Origin of the sequence: Limosilactobacillus reuteri (genome assembly GCF_013694365.1) — a bacterium.
GTDB lineage: Bacteria > Bacillota > Bacilli > Lactobacillales > Lactobacillaceae > Limosilactobacillus > Limosilactobacillus reuteri_E.
In genome coordinates this window covers 552,853-574,929 of record NZ_CP059275.1, presented here as the reverse complement: position 1 = coordinate 574,929, position 22,077 = coordinate 552,853, and the positions used below count along the sequence as shown (strand labels likewise).

The following is a 22,077-nucleotide window of genomic DNA, read 5'->3' as shown; positions in this document are numbered from 1 at the left end:
ACTAGTTCACTATCAAGTTGCGGATTTTGATACTTGCTGACATTAATCCACCTATAAATAAATCTTTGTTTAACTTTTTCAATTTCGTGCTCTTGTTCATTTTCTTGTTTTTGCTGTAGCAAGAGCTCGACTGCTGTTTTTAGCAATGATGCTAGGGGAGTAACTTTATTAGGGTCACCAGTAATTCCAACAACACCAATAATTTCATTTTTAAATTTTAAGGGCATTTAAGGGCATATTAACGCCTGGCTGTCCATGATTTCCATATTGTTGCTCCATTGGTAGTGTTTTATCGCATCAACAGCTCCAACATGTAAAGTATTTATCCTGCTTTTATTTCCACTTGCAATAATATAACCTTTCTTATTCATAATATTAATGTTATACGGTATTTGCGTCATCATATGATCGACAATTGATTGTGCAAGTTCTGGTTTGAGTTCCATTTATAGTAAATGCAAAAAGCCATACAAGATAGTTGCGGTTAACATTGCGGAACCTCCAACTAAGAATTCATAAAAAATACCTTGCGATCGTTCTTTAATATCCATATGCATTGCATTCGCTGTAACGTGGAAATAGTTTCCTTGAGGTAATTGGTCAATGACAATCGCCCCAGTATGAACCATTGCAGCCGCTGCAAGTGGTGCAACACCAAATCCTAAAATAGACTTGGCAAAAGAACCAGTAGCTAAAATAACACCCGTAGAGGTTGAAGCAGTTGCTCCGGCCATGAGAATACCAGAAAGTGGTGCTAATAAGACACCAGGCACATGACTTGCCTTAATAAGTTCGATTAATAACTCTGGGAAAGTAGACGCAGTAATAGTAGCACCAATTGCACCTGCACCAATTAAAATCATTACTACGCCAGTCATTCGACTAACACCGGTCTGAGCATAACTCTTAATTTTTTCACCTTTTCCCATTGCTAGAGCACCTATTATTGCTGCAAATGGCAAAACATAGGTAGCATCTAAATTTACTTTTGCTAATAATGGTAAATGACAAATAGTTCCAATTGGTCCTAATAAAAGTAAAACTATTGCAATAACAGGAGCAACGATGGCTTGTTTAAATGTCGGCAAATCACTTTGCTTGATTGTTTTTGCACTATCTTCAAGATCTTGTTCTAGAACTGCCCTACCTTTTTTGCGGATCATTCTAGCTACAACAACTGTAACTATTAAAGCGATGACGGCAGGAATAAAATCAGCAATCATTACTTGACTTAGTTCAAGCCCAAAACCCTTTGCTGCTGCAATTGTATTTGCATTTGGTGAGATTATGTTACCTGCCTTGCCTCCACCAGATAAGGCAACCAATAAAGATAATTTTGAAATATGCATATTGCGACCAACTTCAAGGGCAATTGGTGCAACAATTAAAACAGCGACTGGGATAAAGACACCCACAGCTGTAATTATCATCGTTGCTAGAGCTAATGCAAAAATAGCTAACCGATCACCAAATTTATTAACGATTGTCCGTGCAAGGGTTTCGGCAGCCCCAGAATCCATCATAACACCAGCTAACATTCCTGCTGCTAATACTCGAAGGACCGTTCCCATTACACTTTGTTCACCTTTAACCAAAATATTAATAGTTCCTTCTAAACCAGCCCCACCAATAACGGCGCCGACTATTGCACCTAGTAATAATGAATATACTGGATCTAATTTTCGTAAAATTAAAAAAATCGCAAGTGCTAATCCTATTAATGCTCCCCACCAAGAAATCATCTAATTATTAACATGACTCACTTTAATTAAACGCGCAACGTTTTCTGCTGTTTGCGCAATATCAATAGGTGCATCTGCTAATGCTGCTTTTAATGGTTTAGCCCCTTCAGGAGTTGCAAAAATTGCATCGATGGCCGTGGATGAATATAGATCATTTACACCTTTACCAATATTTCCAGCCAACACAATTACTGGAGCATTAGGAGCCACCTCTTTAGTTGCCTTAGCGACTCCATATGGCGTTTTACCAAATTTAGTCTGGAAATCAATTCCTCCTTCACCAGTAAAAACATAATCAGCGCCAACTGCCTTTTTTTGTAGTTGAGTTGCTTCAATCACTAATTCTACTCCTCGCTTCATTGTCGCACCGGTAAATGCTATTAATCCGGCTCCTAAACCACCGGCTGCCCCTGCACCTGCCGTTTGTTCAACGTCTGGCCCACCAGCTGCAACTATTTTTCGTGCATAATGATGAAGATTTTTGTCCAAGATGTTCACCATTTCGTCATCAGCTCCTTTTTGCGGGCCAAATACTGGGGCGGCCCCATTTTTTCCTGTTAATGGGTTGGTAACGTCTGATGCAATCTGAATATCTACATTTTTTAAGCGAGGATCTAAGTCTCCAAAATCTATTTGCTCTAAACTTGCTAACTCACCACCGCCTAAACCAATTTCATGATTATCAGCATCCAGTAAACGTGCTCCAAGTGCTTGGGCCATTCCCGCCCCGCCATCAACGGTTGCACTTCCACCAATTCCAATAATTATTTTTTTTATGTTATGGTCAAGAGCATCCTTAATTAACTCGCCGGTACCATATGTAGTTGTAATAAGCGGGTTCGCAGTCTCCTTATTAACAAATTGAAGGCCACTTGCCGCTGCCATTTCAATCACTGCTGTTTCCCCATCACCTAATATTCCGTACTCAGCATTAACTAATTTATTTAATGGGTTGTGGACTTTAGCAATCATTTTTCGACCGTTAGTCGCATCAACTAAGGATTGAACAGTTCCTTCTCCTCCATCAGCCATTGGAACTAAAACATACTCGGCATTCGGAAACACTCTTTTAATTCCTTCTGCCATCACATTTGCTGCTTCTTTTGCTGTTAGTCCGCCTTTAAATGAATCTGGAGCAATTACAAATTTCATCTATTCATCATTATCCTCGCTATCATCGGCATGCACCGTCTTATTATTTGCTTGTGATTCATTGTATCGAGCGGATAAAATCTGCTGATATTTTTCCATGATTACTTTATTGATCGGTGTATCATTTAGGGTTGGATATTTTTCTTTTATTTTTTCCAAAACATCATCTGAAAAGTCATAAACAGTCTTAACTTCCTTTTCACCATTAAGAAATGCCAACGTCTCATCATAGTCCAGAGTTATTAAATCGCGCTGTGTACGGTCAGCATCTGGCTGGTGGAGGACATCTGGATCATCTTTTAAATCTTCACGAAAGCCGTTTTCATCATATTGATATTTATTATCTTCCATTTAATCTATCATTTCATTTTTTACACGATCCATACGAGTTACTAATAACAATTCAATAATTGTAATAATACTCATTAATAGAACTGAGTAACGACTAGTCGTCATGAAAACAATAATTGCTAGTATACACAAGATCCAATTCAACCGTTTTTCTTGACGAACTACCCGAATAAAATCCTTTGTAACTTTATCTGGTCGTTGACTTGCCAAGAATCCAAGTTGACTATGTAAACGATTTTCCCAAATCACTAATCCTAAAAAGGCAATTGAAATAATAAACGTTATTAGACTATTCATCTATTTAACCGTTCCGGCAAAACTTGGATTAAAGTATGGACTGATTGTGTAAGTCGAAACATTAGTCCCTGGGTGAGCAGCGGCCACATATTGATTATTTCCTGTGTAAATAGCTGTATGGTAAGTTGAACCATGGTTACCCCAGAATAAGAGATCGCCTGGCTTAGCTTCACTAACTGGATGTTGGTCCACACAGTTTTCAAGTGCTCCTGTATAGTGTGGTAATTGCTTACCTTCCGCATTAGCATAAACATACTTAACTAATCCAGAACAATCCATTCCACTAAGACTTTCACCACCCCATACGTATGGAACACTATTAGAGTTAGCAATCTTAGTGGCAAGACTAACTACAGAACCATGTTGTAAATCTTGATTAGTAGTTGCTGCTTGCTGTGCAGGTTGACTAGCAGCCGCTTGTGATTGTTGCGGTTGAGCTTGTGACGTTATAACAGTTGTTTGTTGCGAAGCAGCATTACTATTCTGAACGTTATCCGTCGCTTGTGATGCTGGTGCAGTCTGTGATTGTGAAGCTTGACTTGCTACTGGTGCTACTTGAACAAATGATTGTCCATATAAAGCAGCAGTATTCACAGCTGTTGAAGTAGCTTGACTAACAGCAAAACTTTGTGTTTGCGGTGCAACACTATTTTCAGCTGAGGCAGAAGCAACCTGAACATTATTAGCTGTAGCAGGTTGAGCAGCAACTGTTGTAATGGCTGGACTATTAGTAGTTGCTGAGGACGTTACAGCAGCAGAAGTCGAAGTTGTACTATTCGCAATAGTGGTACTACTATTGTTGGCTGCACTTTGGTTAGGAGCAGCTACTGTTGAAGAAGTTGAAACTTGTTGCGTTGCACTCAAAGCAGGAGTTGCTTGTGAAGTTCCTGCTGGTTGGCTACTAGCCACATCTTGTTGAGGCACAGAAGCAGAGGCAACTGCTGAAGTTTGAACCTGGATCAATGAAGTTGTGTCCGTCGATTGAGCAGCCGGTTGCTGAGCCGATACACTCGCATCAGCAACAGGGGTACTTACAACGGGCGCGTTTACAGCAGTTGAGATCGCAGGACCTGTTACACTGAGTTGTTGTCCAATGTATAATGAATCATTAGAGCTTAAGTTATTCCATGACATTAATTGACTAACAGTTACATTATAACGATCTGCAATAGAGCTAAGCGTGTCGCCAGGCTTAACAGTATAACTACCATCAGTATTCAAATCCGCGTTAGCATCATGTTGAGTAGTAGGCAACGTTAATTGTTGACCAACTGTAATTAAGTCGATGCTATCACTTATCTTCTTAACTGAAGGATTTGTTTGTTCTAATGCACTAATAGAAAGTCCATGTTGTTTTGCAAGCCCCCAAATAGTGTCACCAGACTTAACAGTAAGCTGTTCAGCATTAACTGCTTGTGTTGTCACTGCTAATAAACTTAAGGCACTAACTGCTCCTGCAAAAACGCCACGAGATCGATGGTTATTTGAATGATGTGTTCTTTTTTTACTCATTTAATCTTCAGAAGCTTCCATTGCTTCTAAAATAATCCGTAACTGACTGCATTCTTCCCGTAAAGATTGCATCTCTTCACCGTATTTTGGTTGAATAGTAACAGTCTGAGTGCCCGTATTTTCCTGTCCCTCTTGTTTACATAAATCATCCAAACGGGACTGTGCACGGTATAAATCTTCTTCAATTTCATGTTTGTTACTCATTTATTTTTCTGTTGTTTGCCAAATTGGATATTGACTAATGTCTAGGGTGAGGTCGATAAAACGATTACCTATTTCTTCTCCGTCAGTTTGACTAAATTCTAGTGAAGTAGTTGTGATGTGGAGATTATCGCTTTGGAAGTGGTGGGCAAATTTTGATTGATCTAAATTGCCTTGGGCTAATTGCAGCAATTGCCATATTGTCATAGGCCATCCTTTCCGTTCAGCGACGACTAATTCCAATGATGGTTTCTTTAACGAAGCACTTGGGGCAACTTTAAATCCACCACCGATAAATGGATGGTTGCTGGTAATTGCGATGTAAGCTTTAGGAAAAATAAAGCGTTCACGCCCAGATTGAATCATCAGGGTAAAGGGCTCTTGATCATAGATTACTCCAATTGCCTTTTGGAGGTAGGTGAAACGCCCAATATGATTTTTCTTGTGACGAGCCTTAAACGTATTAGCACGACTAACAATTGCCGCGTCAAAACCAATCCCTAAATTATTAAGAAAATAACCTTCTTCACCCCGAATCGCCTCATGATAATGACCAATGTTAATTTTTTGTGGTGCGTCTGCAGTTAAAATTTGATTTAATGCCCTTTGTGGATGCATAGAAATCCCGTAACCGCGGGCAAAATCATTTCCTGTCCCAGCAGGAATATATCCAACCGCAAGTGGTTTTTTATTCAATCGCTTGGCCGTCTTCATAAGTCCATTAACAACTTGATGTAGCGTACCATCACCACCAATCGCAATGACAATTGTTGATCTCGCATTATGAGATTGGGCGATTTGGCTGGCAAGGTATTCTCCATGATTAGGATACTTAGTTGTTTCCATGTGATAATCAATTTGTTGTTGATCTAAGACCGGTTTAATTGACGACCATGCCTTTTCTGCATTACCATTACCAGCATGACGGTTGAGGATGATTGAATAATTCATTTAGAACGTCGTCAACTTAAAGTTAGGGTTTTGCTTTTCGTAAGCAAGGGCCTTTTCATCAAGTTGTTCTACAAATTCAATATTGTAGTCAGTATTGTGTTCAACCATTAAAAGTGCTTCAGCTTCTGAATCAGCTTCAATATACAATGATTGAGTGTTTTCACGAACTGGGCGTTTTGTCTTATCAGCTTGGTAGTATACTTTAAAAGTCATCTAATTACTATTTTGATTTAATTTTTTTAAATCTTCAATGTACTCAACAGTTGCTTCATTTATCAAATAGGCAATATCGATATGCAAAATCCCCTCATATTTCCACCAATCGGTTATAATAAACGGTTGAGAGGCTTTGGGAGCCATCTTTAAATGGTGTCGTTTTGCATATTCATTAAGTTCTGCTGCTAGTTTTTGACGTGTGAAATCATCAAGATTAATATTTTCTTTTTTATAATCAAAATGGTATTCAAAAGCAAGCACACCTTTTCCCCAAACATCGGCAACAATTTGAGAATTTAGATTTTTATTCCAATGTAACATTTCTTTCAAACTAGTATTTAACGCTGCATCAGTAACGTCTTGAGCGTTTTTCTGTACCATCATCGTTGCTCGCTTAAGAAATACGCGATGGATCGTTAAATAAAGAGCAATAACAATTATTGCTGCTAAAATACAGATTAAGAATATAACCATTTAACTAATCATTACTGTATCTGCAGGCGCCTCAAATGGTTGATCTTTATTAATATGATCGTAAAATAGCACCCCATGCAAATGGTCAATTTCATGCTGACAAACAATTGCTGGATAATGCTTTAATCGTACCTTATGAGTTTCACCGTTAACGTCTTGATAACGTAATGTGATGCGGTCATGTCGTGGTACGTAGCCAGGCACGTCTTTATCAACTGAAAGACAACCTTCGCCTTCAGTAAGAGCACCATATTGAACCGATTCACTAACGATTACTGGATTAATGATAACGTCCTTAAATAAGGGCTTTTCACCTTCAGCAGGTGCGGGAACAAGGACAGCAGCCATTTGCTTTGAAACACCAACTTGAGGAGCGGCAAGGCCAACTCCAGCTCGTAACTTGTACTTTTCACATAATTCAGGATCTTGGCTTACTTCTAAGTATTGCATCATATCCTTTGCTAATTTTTGGTCTTCATCAGATAGGGGAAATGAGACCTTAGCAGCTCGTTTACGTAAAACGGGATTGCCATCACGGGTAATATCTTTCATTAAATACATTTACTTCGACTCCTTTTCTTCGTACTTCTTAATTTGTTCTTTAATGTCTGGAGTTGGTACTTCAAACGTCCGCTTCAACATATCGCTAACTTTTTCAGGTTCTACTGAGTCTGCTTCTTTCATTGCTTCTTTAAAGCTTTGTTTGCATTCATCAGCATATTTTTGTTCTTCTTCTTCAGACCAAAGCCCCTTTTTCGTTAGGTACTTGCGAAGACGAATCAATGGATCTTTATCAAACCATGGCTTTGTTTCATCCTCAGTCCGGTAACGAGTAGGATCATCACCTGCTGAACTGTGAGCACCAAACCGGTATGTTAATGTTTCGATTAGCACTGGTCCATTACCAGCAGCAGCAAATTCACGTGCCTCTTTAGCAACTTCATAACATGCAAGGACATCCATTCCATCAACTTGGACACCTGGAATTCCAGCAGCAACAGCCTTTTGGGCAATTGTTTGTGTTTCAGTTTGTAGCTTTCGTGGGAACGAAATAGCCCATCCATTATTTTGAATAATAAATACACCAGGTACTTGGAATGCACCAGCAAAGTTCATTCCTTCATAAGTATCCCCTTGTGAGCTTCCACCTTCACCAGTGTAAGCATAGGCAACAGTGTCCTTTTCACCATTCTTCTTAATTCCAAGAGCACCACCAGCCATTTCGACCATCTGCGCTCCGATAATAATTTGTGGCCGGAGAGCACGTGCATCAAAAAGGTTACCTTTGATGTGTCCCTTTGACCATAAGTACATTTGAGCAACAGTTGCTCCATGTTGAATTAATTGTGGCAAATCACGATAAGCAGGGAAAAGGAAGTCTTGCTTCTTAAATGCAGCAGCTGTTCCCATTTCAGAAGCTTCTTCACCCCAAGTTGGCGCATAGAAACCTAATCGACCTTGCTTTGAAAAACTCATTGTTTGTTCATGCAAGGCACGTGCCCAAACCATTTTTTTCATTAAGTCAACTAATAATTCATCATTGAAATTAGCCATTAATTCTTCGTTAACAACATTTCCGTCGTTATCCAGAATTTGTACGGGTTTTGCATAAGGTACCCCTTCATTGGCTTTAATCTCAGCAAAATTGACAGCTTTGGTATTGGCCATTTAGTAATTAATTACTTCTCGTACGGCATCCTCAATATCACGTGCACCTGGAAGCCAAACATTTTCAGCTTGTGGGAATGGATATACTGAGTTAGGAGCAGCAACCCGGGTAACAGGAGCATCAAGATACATAATTGCACCTTCTGAAATAGCTGATGCAACTTGGGCACCAACACCAGCCATCTTTTGCGCTTCTTGAACAATGACTACTCTGTGCGTCTTCTTAATTGATTCAAAGATCGTGTCAGTATCAAGTGGGTAAAGAGAACGTAAGTCGATAATTTCAGCAGAAATATTGTCCTTAGCTAATTTCTTAGCGGCTTTTTGTGCTTCTGATACTTCACCACCATAAGCGATAATTGTAACATCAGTACCTTCTTGAACAACATTTGCTTTATCCAACGGAACAGTATACTTGTCATCAGGAACTTCACCTTTGACTGAACGATAGAGACGAAGGTTTTCAAGAAAAAGAACTGGATCGTTATTTTCAATTGCAGAAATAATTAATCCCTTAGCATCATAGGCAGAACTTGGTGCAACAACCCGTAATCCTGGAATACCAACGAAGAAGTTTTCAAGATCATCCCCGTGTAGTTCAGCAGTATGAGTACCACCACCATAAGGAGTCCGAATAGTAATTGGTGCATGCTTAGTCCCATTGTATTGGAAACGTATCCTTGACATTTGAGCAGCGATAGAATCCATTGCTTCAAAAGTAAAGCCCATGAATTGAATTTCTGGTACTGGACGCCAGCCAGTTACTGCTAAACCAATTGACATTCCTAAAATACCTGATTCGGCAAGAGGGGTACTAAATACTCGATCAACACCGTATTTTTCTTGAAGCCCATTAGTCGCACGGAAAACACCACCGTTTTTACCAACATCTTCACCGAATACTAAAGTCTTAGGATCTTCGGCTAAAGCGATGTCAATACCTTCAGTAATAGCTTTGATATAAGTCTTTTTAGCCATCTAGCCCTCCATCATCAATAATTCTGGATCATGTAATAACTTGTTCATGTAGTTCAATGCATGTTGTGCAAGTCCACCATCAATTAAACGGTGATCGTAAGTCAATGATAACTTCATCATTCGACCAACAACAATTTCACCATCTTCGTTAACGTATGGTTCCTTGTCAATTCGACCAACACCAAGAATGGCAACATCTGGTTGGTTGATAACAGGGGTGAACCAGCCACCGCCAATTGAACCAATATTACTGATACTGATAGTCCGACCAGCCATTGATTCCGGACTTAGCTTGTTATCAAAGGCCGCTTGAGTATTTTCGGTAATTTCTTTTGCAATCTCAAACATGCTCTTAGAATCTGCATTCTTAATATTTGGATTATAGAGACCGTGGTCAGTGTTTGTAAGGATCCCAACATTATAGTAGTGCTTGTAAACAATTTCTTGAGTAGAATCATCAATTGAAGCATTTAATTCTGGGAACTTCTTGCATGTGGCAACTAAAGCCTTAATAATGTATGGCAAGAAAGTCAAGTGAATATCTTGTTCTGCAGCAACTGCCTTGTACTTCTTGCGACTAGCCATTAGAGCAGATACTTCAACTTCATCAAATGATGTAACATGTGGCGAGATATCCTTTGATTCACGAGTAGTCTTAGCGATAATCTTCCGCATATTAGACATTGGTTCACGTTCTTCAAGGTCGGTATTCCATGGCTTGATTGTATTACCAGCGGTCTTAGCTGCAACTGGAGCAGTCTTAGCTGACATAGCTGCACTCTTTTCTTCCTTAGCTGGAGCAGCTGACCCATTAAAGTTATCAATATCTTCTTTAAGAACTTGACCGTGGTTACCACTTGGTTGAACAAGTGAAATATCAACACCCTTATCACGGGCATATTGACGAACAGAAGGCATTGCCATTACAAGCTTGTTTGGTTCTGCAAGTGGAGCTACTCCACCCTTTGGAGAATTATCTTCTGAAGGAGAATCTGCAGCTGGAGCCGTGGATTTTTCACTTTCAGTAGCTTCTTCACTGCCTGTATCAGTTTCATCATCGTCGTCTTCGCTTTCGACGTTTGTACTAATACCAGGCTTACCATCATCAATTTCAGCGAGCTTGTCGCCCTTTTCAACGTGGTCGTCTTCTTTTACAAATAATTTTTTGACAGTTCCATCAACTGGGGATACCAATTGAGTAGTCGATTTATCAGTTTGAATTTCAATTAAAGGATCATCAGCTTTAATTGCTTCTCCTTCTTTAACGAGCCAAGAAGCAACATCACCTTCAGTTAATCCTTCTCCCATTTCTGGTAGTCTAAAAATGTATGCCATTTAAATATGTGTTGGGAAGCCAAGCGCAATATCTGCAGCTTCTTGAACAGGTTCATTCAATGTTGGGTGTGGGTGAATTGTTAAAGCAACATCTTCAACATTCATACCACAGTTGACAATCAATGAAAGTTCACCAGTAAGGTCACTAACACCAGGACCGACACCTTGAGCACCAATAACATTTTTCTTATCTTTAGTGTAGATTAAGCGAATAAATCCTTCGGCAGCATCAAGAGAAACAGCACGGGCATTACCGGCAAATGGGAATTGAGCAGTAGATACATCAATTCCTTTATCTTTAGCTTCTTCAACCGTCATACCAACTTGAGCTAATTCTGGATCAGCAAAACAAACCATTGGTACTCCAACCCAATCGTTAGCAGTATTCTTACCAGCAATGGCACCAGCGGCAGTCTTAGCTTCAAAGAATGCCTTGTGAGCAAGTGCAGGACCAGGAACAATATCTCCAATAGCCCAAATACCAGGTACATTCGTCCGGCCTTGTTCATCAACAATTACTTGATGACGGTCGTTTAACTTAACATTTGTCATATCAAGCCCAAAATCATCAGTATTTGGTTTACGACCAACAGATACCATGCAGTAGTCTGCTTTAATGCTCTTTTCGCTACCATCAACTTCATAAGTGACAGTAACGCTATTTTCATCTTGCTGAGAATCTTTAGCCATTGCCTTAGTTACAATGTCTACGCCCTTCTTTTCAAGATTCTTGACAACAATATCAACCATATCGTGGTCAAATCCACCAAGAATTGAATCAGTACCTTCAATAATCGTTACATGAGCACCAAGATCAGCATAGGCACCAGCTAATTCTGTACCAATGTAGCCCCCACCAATTACAACTAATTCTTCTGGTACTTTCTTAAGGTTTAAGCCACCGGTTGAATCAATAACACGACCTTCAAACTTAAAATGAGGAATTTCTACTGGACGACTTCCTGTTGCAAGAATTAAATTCTTCCACGTGATAGTACGACCATTATCATTATCCATGAATTGCTTTGGACCAGGCTTGATTACACGAAGTTGGTGGTCATTATCAAGAATTGCCTCTCCATCAATGATTTCAACTTTATGCTTCTTCAAAAGCATCTTAACTCCACGAATCATACGGTCGACAACTTTATGGTCCTTCCATTCTTGAGTCTTAGTAAAGTCTAGCTTTGCATCGGTTTTAGAAATACCATAAATAGATGAGTCTAAAGTTTCTTGGTAACGGTGGCCAGCAGCAATTAATGCTTTAGATGGTACACATCCAACATTTAAACAAACACCACCTAAACCTGGTTCTCCCTTATCAATTAAGGTAACCTTTTGACCTAATTCTGAAGCTCGAATAGCGGCTACATAACCACCAGGACCTCCACCAACAATTACTGTATCCTTTTGTTCAACATCAGCCATCTAATCATTTTTTTGCCTAACCATCTTAATTCGCTTATCTGTTGACTCTTGTGCTGCTTTGACAACACGGTAGAGAACATAACCCGAATTCTTTTCAAATTCGCGACCCAATTGTTTCTCTTCAGCCTTTGAGGGAACGACTTGCTTAAAGGCACGATAACAATCTAAAATTTTATCTCTATCAATCGCAACTTCATAAGCATCTTCAACCGCCCTAAACATGGCAATTACCGTTTCCATCTCTTTAGTTGTCCATGATAGATCAAGGGGATAACTATAGTTATGTGAATTCATCTAATTGATGATCTGTCGAATATCTCGACTAACCTGCCTCGTTGCTACTAATACAAGATTAGATGATAACACATTAATAGAACTACCGTCAATTGATTTCACAACTAAGTCTAATTCTTCTGCTAACATTCGCCCAGCAGCAAGGTCCCATGGCTTCAAATTAGAGATATATCCACCTAATTGACCTGTGATCACACCAATCACCTCAATGCCCGCACTTCCATACATCCGTAAGCCTATTGCGTCTTGAGCGATTTTCTTTAATGCTGAATCACCACTTAAAGTTAATGTCCGATTCATCGCTAACAAACTCTCTCGCAAGCCTAAGTCAGCTGGCTGGCCAATTTTTTGGTTGTTAACATAAACACCAGCACCCTTTCGACCATGGTAAAGACGATTATTAATTACATCTAAAATATAGCCAAGCATCGGTTGACCGTCAACATACAATGCTAACATAACAGCAAAATTATTATGCTGCTTAACAAAATTCATTGTTCCATCAATCGGATCAACAATCCAAACATGTCCTTGCATATTGCTTATTTGTTTGTCGCCAAATCCTTCTTCACTTAAAATTTGACTATCAGGATCAATTTTTCGTAGTTGATCATTTATTAATTGTTCATTTTCCCGGTCAATTGTCGTTACAAGGTCAGTATAATTCGTCTTTGTATCAATCTGGTAATCATTTTCCATTTTCTGGTATGCATTTTGACCTGCTTGACGAATTATTTGTTGTGCTTTTTGATCTAACTCTTCAATACTAATCATTTACTTCCGTGAAGCAGCACGACGACGCTTAGCTTCCTTTTCACGGGCATTTGTGTTAAGGGTCTTCTTCCGTAAACGGATATTTTCTGGAGTTACTTCACAGTATTCATCTTCATTTAAGAATTCGAGTGATTCTTCAAGGGAGAAGTGAGTAGGGGTCTTAATGTGAGCCATTTCATCAGAACCAGCAGCACGAACGTTCGTTAAGTTCTTACCCTTGGTGATGTTAACAGTAATATCATTTTCACGACTGTTTTCACCAACGATCATACCTTCGTAAACTTCCGTACCTGGATCAATTAATAATTGACCACGACTTTCGATACCCATCATTGCGTAAGTAGTAGCCTTACCAGCATTCATGGACACAAGAGTACCCTTTTGACGACCAGGGTTCCAGTTCTTGATAACTGGTGCGTATTTTTCAAAGGTATGGCTCATGATTCCGTAACCACGGGTCATAGTCATAAATTCAGTTGAGTATCCAATCAAGCCACGTGATGGTGCTAAGAAGATAAGACGAGTTTGACCATTTTCGCCTGGTTCCATGTTCTTCATTTCACCTTTACGTTTAGAAAGGCTATCAATAACTGCACCAGTATATTCATCTGGAGTATCGATTTGAACTTCTTCAAATGGTTCACTCATTACTCCATCAATTTCACGGTAAATAACTTGTGGACGTGATACAGATAACTCATATCCTTCACGACGTAATGTTTCGATCAAGATAGAAAGGTGTAATTCCCCACGACCAGAAACAGTCCATGCACCTGGATCATCAGTATCTTCAACCTTTAAGGACACATCAGTTTGCATTTCACGCTTCAAACGATCTTCAAGCTGACGGGCAGTAACAAATTTACCTTCACGACCAGCGAATGGAGAATCGTTAGTCCGGAAAGTCATTTGTAATGTAGGTGGATCAATCCGTAATGGAGTAATTGCTTCGGGATGTTCTGCATCAGCTACAGTTTCACCAACATTGATGTCTTCCATCCCAGAAACCGCAATCAAATCACCAGCTTCAGCTTCATTAATTTCCAACCGCTTCAAACCGAAGAAACCAAAAAGCTTAGTAACCCGGAAATTCTTCTTTGAGCCATCAAGTTTCATTAAGGTAACATTATCGCCGACCTTAATCTTACCACGGAAGACACGACCGATACCGATTCGACCAACGAAGTCATTGTAATCTAAGATAGCAACTTGGAATTGAAGTGGTTCATCAGAATTGTCTACTGGAGCAGGGATTGTCTTGATAATAGTATCAAACAATGGCTTCATGGTGTGTTCTTGAGTAGAAACATCTGAATCATAACTTGAAGTACCGTTCATTGCTGAAGTGTAAACAACTGGGAAGTCGAGTTGATCTTCATCTGCACCTAATTCGATAAAGAGGTCAAGAACTTCATCCACAACTTCTTCAGGACGAGCACCTTTACGGTCAACCTTGTTAATCACAACAATTGGTGTTAAGTGTTGTTCAAGGGCCTTCTTAAGGACGAACCGTGTCTGAGGCATTGTCCCTTCGAAAGCATCCACAACAAGTAATACACCATCAACCATCTTCATAACACGTTCAACTTCACCACCGAAGTCCGCGTGTCCTGGTGTATCCAAGATGTTAATTTGGTGATTATCATATTTAACAGCAGTATTTTTTGAAAGAATAGTAATACCACGTTCACGCTCAATAGCGTTAGTATCCATCGCACGATCTTCAATTGAGAAGTGTTCTGGTAAAGTATCTGATTGCTTCAACATTTCGTTAACTAAGGTAGTCTTACCGTGGTCAACGTGGGCAATAATCGCAATGTTACGAATGTCGTCACGAGTTTTCAATTAAACATTCTTTACGCCTCCTGTTTCAGGAATAAATGGTTTCCCCATAACCAAGCGATCCCGATTTTGCTGCATACTAATATTCATTATAATGCCTACCGTTGCAGAAAGAATCAACATACTTGATCCCCCGTAACTAATAAATGGGAAGGTAACCCCCGTAATCGGCAAGAGTCCTAGAACTCCACCAATATTAAAGAGTGTTTCAATCGTAAAGAATGTTGCTGAGCCATAACAGATGAGCGTTTGATACAAACTATCTGCCCGCACCCCAACTTGAATAATACGACAGATCAAAAAGAGTAAAGTAACTAAAATTGCCGTTACCCCGACTAGACCCAATTCTTCACTAGTAATTGACATAATAAAGTCGGTATTGGGCTCTGGCAAATATCCCATTTTTTGAATACTATTTCCAAGTCCAACCCCAAATACACCACCATTGCTGATTGCATAATAGGAATTAACTAATTGATTTCCTGAACCACTAGCATTTCCAAAGGGATTTAGAAAGGCAACAAAACGCGCAACTTGGTATCCACCGCCTTGAAGCAAACCACTTTCAACTAGTCGTTCCAATCCAAGGTAGCCAAGCGCTGGTAAGACAAGAATTATTTCCAAACCAACGCCCCATTTATAATCCGCCGCTAAAAGCATGATTGCAATAATCGCTCCGTTAATCGCCATTCCTCCAATATCTGGTTGAATCATAATCAACCCGAGAAAAACTGCAATTATGAGCCAAGGACCTTTAGCATCAGTGGTAAAATGTTGTCCACGTTGCCTAATTTTAGCCATTCGATCAGCTAAATATAAGATAAAATATAGCTTACAAATTTCCACCGGTTGAATATTAAAGAAGCCCAAGGATATCCAACCTTTAGCTCCGTTAACAGCCCGACTAAAAACCAAAACAATGACAAGTAAAGCACCAACTACCAATGTTGAATCTCGTAAAAACCTTGGCGTTCGATAATGCCGCAAAGGATAATTTGCCATAAATGCCATTACCGCAACTCCCATTACAACATAGATTGTTTGTTTTACTAAATATCCTAATGGGGTTCCACCATTTTGCATTTCAATGGAAGCACTAGCTGAATAGACCATTACAATTCCTACTAAACATAAAGCAAGGTAAGGAACTAAAATATAATAATCAAGGTAGCGGACGTTATTCCATACAGAACGAATCTTACGGAATCTTAATTTCTTTTTCTTCACTCATTTTTTATCATCCTCATCATGTAATTGATAGACCCCTGTTAATTCAAGATCAGCTAACGTCGGGTCTAAATCTGGCCGAGCTGATAATTCAACCTTTTTCACTGCGCGTAATCGACTTATCTTCTCTTTTATTTTTTCGACATCACTTTGGTCTACATACATTACCACATAATGCATTCGTCGGGAAATATAATCAATCTGACCATAATGACGAAGAGCTCGAATCACACGATTATTGTTAATGTAAATTATTAGGGAACGCCGTGGAATTAATTTAAACATTTATTTTGATTCTCCTTTATATTGATAAATTGTTAAAACCGTAATTCCATATTCTTGACGACGAATAAAGTTAAACTCAGCTAAATCTGTCGGCAATTTCGCATTCTGATCTGTTTCTGCCACAATTATTGCATCTTTAGCTAGCAAATTATTTTTAACCATCTGCTCCATATCATTAACAATTTGCTGTTTAGCATAGGGCGGATCTAAAAAGACCAGGTTAAATTTCAATTTGTCTTTTGCAAACAAATTCAACGCTTTGTGAGCGTCCATTTTATAAACTTTAAATTGTTCAACATGTTTTGTAACGTCAATATTCTTCTTAATTGTTTTGATTGCTTGATATTGACGATCAACTAAGACTGCCTGACTGATTCCGCGCGATACAGCTTCAATACTTAATCCACCGCTTCCGGCAAACAAATCTAGACTGGTTCCGCCATTAAAGTAAGGACCGATTATATTAAATAATGCTTCTTTAACTTTATCAGTTGTTGGACGAGTTGCCATTCCCGGAACAGCACTTAGCTTTCGTCCCCCGAAGTCTCCTGCAACAATTCTCATTTATCTTGCTTTTTCATTGTCTTTCTTAACCCGTAACATTTCTCGTTCCATTAAACGCTTTTTTAGTGCTTCATTAATATTAGCGGGAAGGTAAGCTGAGATATCTCCCCCAGCCGATGTTACTTCTTTCAGCAAACTACTAGATAAGTGCTGATATTCAGGCTTAGCAAGGAAAAAGACGGTCTCACACTGATCATCTAAAAAGTTATTCATCGCCGCAATATCACGTTCATATTGAAAATCAGTAGTATTACGCAAACCACGCATTAAGTAATCTGCACCAATGCGGTTCATTAGATCAACAGTTAAGCCTTCCGTTGTAATAACCGAAACATTATCTAGCCCACTAACAGCCTCTTTAATTTGCGCTACTCGTTCTTCAACAGTAAACAGCGGGTTTTTACTTTCATTAGTCATTACCGCCACTGCCAATTGATCAAACAACGCACTTCCTCGCTTAATTAAATCTAAATGTCCAAGTGTTAATGGGTCAAATGATCCAGGAAAAACTGCAACTTTCATTTACTTATGCGTTTGTAAATATTTCACTGCTTCGTCAAAGGAAGTGACAGGGACAACCTTCATTCCTGGTGCATATTTCTTAGCTGCTTTTTTAGCCATTTGATAATTAGTCAGATGACCTTCTTCATACTTAAGAATCTCTTTCGTTGGTTTTATATAAGGGGCAAAGAAAATAGTGGCTCCCGCACGGTGCGCAGCGATTACTTTCTTGTCAATTCCACCAATTTCTCCAACGGTCCCGTCTGAATTTATTGTTCCAGTTCCAGCGATTTTACGTCCCCGTTGCAAATCTTTTCCACTAATTTGTTGATATATTTGCAAACTGAACATTAAGCCACCAGATGGCCCGCCATATTGACCAGCATCAACCTTTACTGGAACCTTAGTCTTAACTTGCATATTGTTAGTAAGAATGATCCCAATTCCTGGCTTATTAGTATTGGTAATTTTAACAAGCGGATGGGTGACAGTTTTAGTTTTCCCATCTCGAGTATAAGTAACCACTAACGGAGTGCCAACTTTTTTAGCACCAATATATTTTTGAAAGCCTTGAGCGGTATTAAAGTGATGACCATCTACTTTTGTAATTGTGTCCCCAACATGAATATCATGTTTAAATTTAGAATTAGGCTGAACTTGCAATACATAAATTCCTAGATAGCGTCGCGTTACTTTTTGGTGAGCGGCATTATAAGCAACTGCAATTGCCTCGTTAATCGAGCTATCCATATAAAATTTTTGGACACGGTCATACGTTGCACTATTTTGACCACCAGTTACATCTTCCGCACTCTCAATTGACATATAGGGCATCATTTTGGCATATAAATATGTTGCAGGATGGGCACGTTGAATCGCCACCGACGTCAACATAAAACTTCCCTTATATCGATCGGGGTGTCCCTTTATTTTAACAAAAGACTGTAAATCAGCAGCTGTTCCCGGACTTTCAATATAAGAATTTAGGGGCCAGAACAAAAAGCAGCCTAGTAAAAGGACAAGCCCTAAAATAATTCCTATCCGTCGCAACTAGATAGATAGGTGATCTTTTAGTTTAGCAACAGTTTTTTCGCCAAAACCATTTATTTCTTTAAGTTCGTCAATACTCTTAAATTGACCGTGTTCTTGTCGATATTGCAATATTAAATCGGCTTTTTTATCGCCAATCCCTGTAATTTGACATAGTTGTTCTTTGGTAGCCGTGTTTAGATTTATCTTTGCAGAACTATCGCTGCCATTTTCATTATTAGCTGCTGATGGTTCTGTACTGCTGGAAACTATTGGCGTTTCGCCTTGAAGAGGAATATAGATCATCTGCTGGTCTGTTAATTGTTTAGCAAGATTTACTTGGCGCAAGTCTGCATTGGGTAGTGGTCCACCTGCCGCTTTCAAGGCTTCGTTCACACGATCATCTGCTTTCAATTCATAAACTCCGGGCATTTTTACGGCACCCTTTATATCAATTGCAACGGTCCCTTTCATCGTAGTGGTAGAAGTTAAACTACTTCCTGTTTCGCTACTTGTTAAAACAGCATTAGTATTTGAAATTAAAGCATCGTTATTATTTTTATTAAGTATCCAATATCCCCCAACTACTGCAGCAATCACTATCATCAGCACTTGTACTCGATATTTTATCCATAATTCTGATAATTGCTGCATCTATTTTTGATCTGGGTTGATATACTGGTCCAGATCGACCTCTTCTAAAATATCACTATCTAATTTAATCTGATGAAGCGCAACATTTTTTAGTTTAAGTAATTTCATTGCATAATCATCATTGTGATAATTACGAATATAATTTATCTCCTTAATTCCAGTCTGCAATAAACTTTTGGTACATTGTAAACAAGGAAAATCTGTTACATAAATACTTGCCCCATCAGCAGAAATACCAAACTTAGCACACTGTAAAAGAGCATTCATTTCTGCATGAATAGTTCGTACACAATGTCCATCACGTAAATAGCAGCCTTCATCAATACAATGTGCATCGCCAGCAACTGATCCATTGTACCCACCGGCAATTATTCGCTTATCACGAACTAAAACTGCACCTACTGAAAGGCGGTTGCAGGTACTTCGCGACGCCAATAAAGCTGCTTGAATCATAAAATACTGGTCCCAATCAATTCTCGGTTTCATTTAATTGTGTAGATAATTGGGCAATGTCCAACTTGTCTCATCTCCCCTCAATGTTGTTTTTATTTTTCCATTTCGACCATGGTATACATATTGTATCATTCCAAATTGCTGCGTTGATAAGTAATTAATATTTAATCTTTGAAAATTTTTTATTGTTATTTCATCAGGATGGCGATACCTATTAAATCGTCCAGCTGAAATTATCGCATACTTAGGAGCAACTGTCTGCAAAAATAAATAACTACTAGCAGTTTTACTGCCATGATGACCAGCTTTTAAGATATCTGACTTTAGTTGCGGATACTTTTGAATAACTTTTTCTTCATTTTCCTGGTCCAAATCCCCAGTAAAAAGGAATCTTTTCCCACCAAATTTCCCAGCTAACACTAAAGAATCTTCATTTTTCCCTTCACCCGGAACAAAAGGATGTAGAATTTGCAATGGAAATGATGACAACTTAACATTATCAGTCACCGGAATTATCATTGGCGATGACTTTTCAGCAGTCCTTACTTTATTAAGAAGTGCTGGTTGTCTTTCCATCCCCGCTGGGACAATCAGTCTTTTCACTGCTATATTATCCAAAATCGTTGTTAAATAGCCGATATGATCTGCATCATGGTGAGTTAAACAAATATTATCAATTTGCCTGATGCCTTTACTTTTCAAATAATTAATGGTTATTCGTTGGGCATCATCTTGAGAATGCTTTGAAGTCGCCCAATCCGGCTTTTTAAAATTTAATTTGCCTCCTGTATCAATCATTGTTACCCGTCGATTAAAAGGTTCTCTAATAATTATCGAGTCCCCCTGTCCAATATCAACAAAGGTAACTTCGCCATTAAGTGGAAAATGAATTATCCCTCCAGTAATTACATACAATAAGGCTAATATCTTCCATGATTTTAAAGATGTCTCTTGAGAAATAACAAATAAAGATGCCGCAAATAATAGAAGGGCCAAAATTAACGGTGGCTTCCCAAAATGAATCATTCCTGGAAAATCAGATAACCAATTTAAAATATATTGAAAACATTTTAAACCAGCATTAATTAGATACGCGAGTGGTTCAAAAAGCTTAAAACTAAGTGCCCCAACCAAGACCGCTGGAAAAACAACTGTCGAAAATAGCGGAATTATTAAATAACTAACCCCAAAACTCAGAAGATGAACCTCATATACATAACTCAATAACGAAGGCAAACTAATTAAATTCAATAATAAAGACTGCTTAAAACCACGTACTGATTCTGGAAGAACTTGAAGAATAAAAGAAAGCAAATAGCTTAATTGACCGCCTAATGTAAGCAATAGCAACGGATCAATAACTAATCCAATTAATAAGCTCAGTGCCCATCCATCAAGACTGTCCAAATTTAAATATCGATGAAGAAGACCAAGCTCAGCCATAATGGTTGCTCTTATCAAGCTTGTTGCTCCACCACCAACGAGAAGATAAAACGGTAAAATGATAATTAAAAATAAATCAATTGATTCTTTACGCCACCATAAATGAACTAACAGCCGCCGTAATAAATCAGTGAAAAGCACGATATGCATTCCTGAAATGCAAAAAAGATGAAGCAGACCAAGCCTTTTAATACTTACCATTAATTCAGCCGAATCCTCATTACTGCTACCAATTATTAATTGTTGGCAATACGTACTAAGAGGAGGCGGTAAAGTTTCAAAGTAGAGGCCGATTCGCTTTCTTAATGTATGACACCAGCCAACTATTCCTCTTTTTTGCCTAACCATTTGCTCTACCCGGTTAATTTGAACTTGATTACAGATCCGGCGATGGTGATTATAAGTCAAATTATCAAATTGATTTTCATTTGTACGGGGAATAATCGGTTTTAATTGCCCATTAATAAGCCATATCGAGGGTGTTGTAAGCTTATCAATATTTTTTAGCATCTGGGGTGACTTAAACGACATCATTATTGCTTCACGTTGTCCAGTTTGAATGTCGATTGCAGTTCCTGTCATAAAATTTCCATTGAATTTTAATTCATCAGGGTAAACTAATATTTTTTGAGTAACTTCCATTTGCTTATTCGCCGTAATAGTTGTCCAATTTTTTTGTAAACTGTAACATAAAATCGCCATCAAT

25 protein-coding genes and 1 pseudogene are annotated in these 22,077 nt (G+C 38.7%); all 26 read right to left on the bottom strand.

Features of this window, described 5'->3' with window-relative positions; genetic code table 11:
* Nucleotides 1-59: 59 nt before the first annotated feature.
* Nucleotides 60-446: pseudogene (locus tag HHK02_RS12545) on the bottom strand (sugar diacid recognition domain-containing protein); the annotation flags it as partial.
* Entirely contained in the window at nt 447-1,742 is a 1,296-nt protein-coding gene (locus HHK02_RS03340) for a GntP family permease (protein ID WP_181462765.1), read from the bottom strand.
* Nucleotides 1,743-2,894, bottom strand: a complete 1,152-nt coding sequence (locus HHK02_RS03335) for a glycerate kinase family protein (protein WP_085719461.1) — start codon at nt 2,892-2,894, stop codon at nt 1,743-1,745.
* On the bottom strand, nt 2,895-3,245 hold the full coding sequence (locus HHK02_RS03330) for a hypothetical protein (protein ID WP_172467509.1): 351 nt from the start codon (nt 3,243-3,245) through the stop codon (nt 2,895-2,897).
* Nucleotides 3,246-3,542 (bottom strand): hypothetical protein, encoded by a 297-nt coding sequence (locus HHK02_RS03325; protein WP_181462764.1) that lies wholly within the window; start codon nt 3,540-3,542, stop codon nt 3,246-3,248.
* Nucleotides 3,543-5,054, bottom strand: a complete 1,512-nt coding sequence (locus tag HHK02_RS03320; RefSeq protein WP_181462763.1) for a LysM peptidoglycan-binding domain-containing protein — start codon at nt 5,052-5,054, stop codon at nt 3,543-3,545.
* Complete coding sequence (locus HHK02_RS03315) at nt 5,055-5,258, bottom strand: hypothetical protein (RefSeq protein WP_003668273.1); 204 nt, start codon at nt 5,256-5,258, stop codon at nt 5,055-5,057.
* Nucleotides 5,259-6,206, bottom strand: a complete 948-nt coding sequence (locus HHK02_RS03310) for a diacylglycerol/lipid kinase family protein (RefSeq protein ID WP_181462762.1) — start codon at nt 6,204-6,206, stop codon at nt 5,259-5,261.
* Entirely contained in the window at nt 6,207-6,419 is a 213-nt protein-coding gene (locus tag HHK02_RS03305) for a DNA-directed RNA polymerase subunit epsilon (RefSeq protein ID WP_003666803.1), read from the bottom strand.
* Nucleotides 6,420-6,896 (bottom strand): hypothetical protein, encoded by a 477-nt coding sequence (locus HHK02_RS03300; RefSeq protein WP_085649560.1) that lies wholly within the window; start codon nt 6,894-6,896, stop codon nt 6,420-6,422. It abuts the gene before it with no gap.
* Entirely contained in the window at nt 6,897-7,457 is a 561-nt protein-coding gene (def, locus tag HHK02_RS03295; protein ID WP_013923994.1) for a peptide deformylase, read from the bottom strand.
* Nucleotides 7,458-8,564 carry a pyruvate dehydrogenase (acetyl-transferring) E1 component subunit alpha gene (pdhA, locus tag HHK02_RS03290; RefSeq protein ID WP_085649561.1) on the bottom strand — a complete coding sequence of 369 codons (1,107 nt, stop codon included), beginning with the start codon at nt 8,562-8,564 and terminating at the stop codon, nt 7,458-7,460.
* A complete protein-coding gene (locus HHK02_RS03285; RefSeq protein ID WP_003671734.1) occupies nt 8,565-9,542 on the bottom strand; it encodes an alpha-ketoacid dehydrogenase subunit beta in 978 nt (325 codons plus the stop codon).
* Nucleotides 9,543-10,877: a 2-oxo acid dehydrogenase subunit E2 gene (locus HHK02_RS03280; RefSeq protein WP_085649562.1), complete on the bottom strand. Its 1,335-nt coding sequence runs from the start codon at nt 10,875-10,877 to the stop codon at nt 9,543-9,545.
* Nucleotides 10,878-12,305 (bottom strand): dihydrolipoyl dehydrogenase, encoded by a 1,428-nt coding sequence (gene lpdA, locus HHK02_RS03275; protein WP_181462761.1) that lies wholly within the window; start codon nt 12,303-12,305, stop codon nt 10,878-10,880.
* Nucleotides 12,306-12,599 carry a UPF0223 family protein gene (locus HHK02_RS03270; RefSeq protein WP_085678185.1) on the bottom strand — a complete coding sequence of 98 codons (294 nt, stop codon included), beginning with the start codon at nt 12,597-12,599 and terminating at the stop codon, nt 12,306-12,308.
* A complete protein-coding gene (locus HHK02_RS03265) occupies nt 12,600-13,373 on the bottom strand; it encodes an inositol monophosphatase family protein (protein ID WP_085719463.1) in 774 nt (257 codons plus the stop codon).
* Nucleotides 13,374-15,218: a translational GTPase TypA gene (gene typA / locus HHK02_RS03260; protein WP_003668260.1), complete on the bottom strand. Its 1,845-nt coding sequence runs from the start codon at nt 15,216-15,218 to the stop codon at nt 13,374-13,376.
* Nucleotides 15,219-16,442 (bottom strand): FtsW/RodA/SpoVE family cell cycle protein, encoded by a 1,224-nt coding sequence (locus HHK02_RS03255; protein ID WP_085719464.1) that lies wholly within the window; start codon nt 16,440-16,442, stop codon nt 15,219-15,221. It abuts the gene before it with no gap.
* Nucleotides 16,443-16,727: a YlbG family protein gene (locus HHK02_RS03250; protein WP_003666818.1), complete on the bottom strand. Its 285-nt coding sequence runs from the start codon at nt 16,725-16,727 to the stop codon at nt 16,443-16,445.
* On the bottom strand, nt 16,728-17,291 hold the full coding sequence (gene rsmD / locus HHK02_RS03245; protein WP_085678194.1) for a 16S rRNA (guanine(966)-N(2))-methyltransferase RsmD: 564 nt from the start codon (nt 17,289-17,291) through the stop codon (nt 16,728-16,730).
* Entirely contained in the window at nt 17,292-17,813 is a 522-nt protein-coding gene (coaD, locus tag HHK02_RS03240; RefSeq protein ID WP_003668252.1) for a pantetheine-phosphate adenylyltransferase, read from the bottom strand. It lies immediately after the preceding gene.
* Nucleotides 17,814-18,842, bottom strand: a complete 1,029-nt coding sequence (locus HHK02_RS03235; RefSeq protein ID WP_181462760.1) for a SepM family pheromone-processing serine protease — start codon at nt 18,840-18,842, stop codon at nt 17,814-17,816. It abuts the gene before it with no gap.
* Nucleotides 18,843-19,475 carry a helix-hairpin-helix domain-containing protein gene (locus HHK02_RS03230; RefSeq protein WP_003671206.1) on the bottom strand — a complete coding sequence of 211 codons (633 nt, stop codon included), beginning with the start codon at nt 19,473-19,475 and terminating at the stop codon, nt 18,843-18,845. It abuts the gene before it with no gap.
* Nucleotides 19,476-19,961: a ComE operon protein 2 gene (locus HHK02_RS03225; RefSeq protein WP_003666825.1), complete on the bottom strand. Its 486-nt coding sequence runs from the start codon at nt 19,959-19,961 to the stop codon at nt 19,476-19,478. It lies immediately after the preceding gene.
* On the bottom strand, nt 19,962-22,073 hold the full coding sequence (locus tag HHK02_RS03220) for a DNA internalization-related competence protein ComEC/Rec2 (protein ID WP_181462759.1): 2,112 nt from the start codon (nt 22,071-22,073) through the stop codon (nt 19,962-19,964).
* Nucleotides 22,074-22,077 lie beyond the last annotated feature (4 nt).

Coding starts and splice junctions, on each gene's coding strand:
- HHK02_RS03285 (WP_003671734.1), bottom strand. CDS start 9,542: ATGGCTAAAAAGACTTATATCAAAGCTATTACTGAAGGTATTGACATC.
- HHK02_RS03265 (WP_085719463.1), bottom strand. CDS start 13,373: ATGATTAGTATTGAAGAGTTAGATCAAAAAGCACAACAAATAATTCGT.
- HHK02_RS03330 (WP_172467509.1), bottom strand. CDS start 3,245: ATGGAAGATAATAAATATCAATATGATGAAAACGGCTTTCGTGAAGAT.
- HHK02_RS03250 (WP_003666818.1), bottom strand. CDS start 16,727: ATGTTTAAATTAATTCCACGGCGTTCCCTAATAATTTACATTAACAAT.
- HHK02_RS03325 (WP_181462764.1), bottom strand. CDS start 3,542: ATGAATAGTCTAATAACGTTTATTATTTCAATTGCCTTTTTAGGATTA.
- HHK02_RS03315 (WP_003668273.1), bottom strand. CDS start 5,258: ATGAGTAACAAACATGAAATTGAAGAAGATTTATACCGTGCACAGTCC.
- HHK02_RS03340 (WP_181462765.1), bottom strand. CDS start 1,742: ATGATTTCTTGGTGGGGAGCATTAATAGGATTAGCACTTGCGATTTTT.
- HHK02_RS03280 (WP_085649562.1), bottom strand. CDS start 10,877: ATGGCATACATTTTTAGACTACCAGAAATGGGAGAAGGATTAACTGAA.
- HHK02_RS03230 (WP_003671206.1), bottom strand. CDS start 19,475: ATGCAGCAATTATCAGAATTATGGATAAAATATCGAGTACAAGTGCTG.
- coaD (WP_003668252.1), bottom strand. CDS start 17,813: ATGAAAGTTGCAGTTTTTCCTGGATCATTTGACCCATTAACACTTGGA.
- HHK02_RS03310 (WP_181462762.1), bottom strand. CDS start 6,206: ATGAATTATTCAATCATCCTCAACCGTCATGCTGGTAATGGTAATGCA.
- HHK02_RS03335 (WP_085719461.1), bottom strand. CDS start 2,894: ATGAAATTTGTAATTGCTCCAGATTCATTTAAAGGCGGACTAACAGCA.
- HHK02_RS03320 (WP_181462763.1), bottom strand. CDS start 5,054: ATGAGTAAAAAAAGAACACATCATTCAAATAACCATCGATCTCGTGGC.
- HHK02_RS03305 (WP_003666803.1), bottom strand. CDS start 6,419: ATGACTTTTAAAGTATACTACCAAGCTGATAAGACAAAACGCCCAGTT.
- HHK02_RS03225 (WP_003666825.1), bottom strand. CDS start 19,961: ATGAAACCGAGAATTGATTGGGACCAGTATTTTATGATTCAAGCAGCT.
- pdhA (WP_085649561.1), bottom strand. CDS start 8,564: ATGGCCAATACCAAAGCTGTCAATTTTGCTGAGATTAAAGCCAATGAA.
- HHK02_RS03300 (WP_085649560.1), bottom strand. CDS start 6,896: ATGGTTATATTCTTAATCTGTATTTTAGCAGCAATAATTGTTATTGCT.
- HHK02_RS03220 (WP_181462759.1), bottom strand. CDS start 22,073: ATGGCGATTTTATGTTACAGTTTACAAAAAAATTGGACAACTATTACG.
- def (WP_013923994.1), bottom strand. CDS start 7,457: ATGTATTTAATGAAAGATATTACCCGTGATGGCAATCCCGTTTTACGT.
- lpdA (WP_181462761.1), bottom strand. CDS start 12,305: ATGGCTGATGTTGAACAAAAGGATACAGTAATTGTTGGTGGAGGTCCT.
- HHK02_RS03270 (WP_085678185.1), bottom strand. CDS start 12,599: ATGAATTCACATAACTATAGTTATCCCCTTGATCTATCATGGACAACT.
- rsmD (WP_085678194.1), bottom strand. CDS start 17,291: ATGAGAATTGTTGCAGGAGACTTCGGGGGACGAAAGCTAAGTGCTGTT.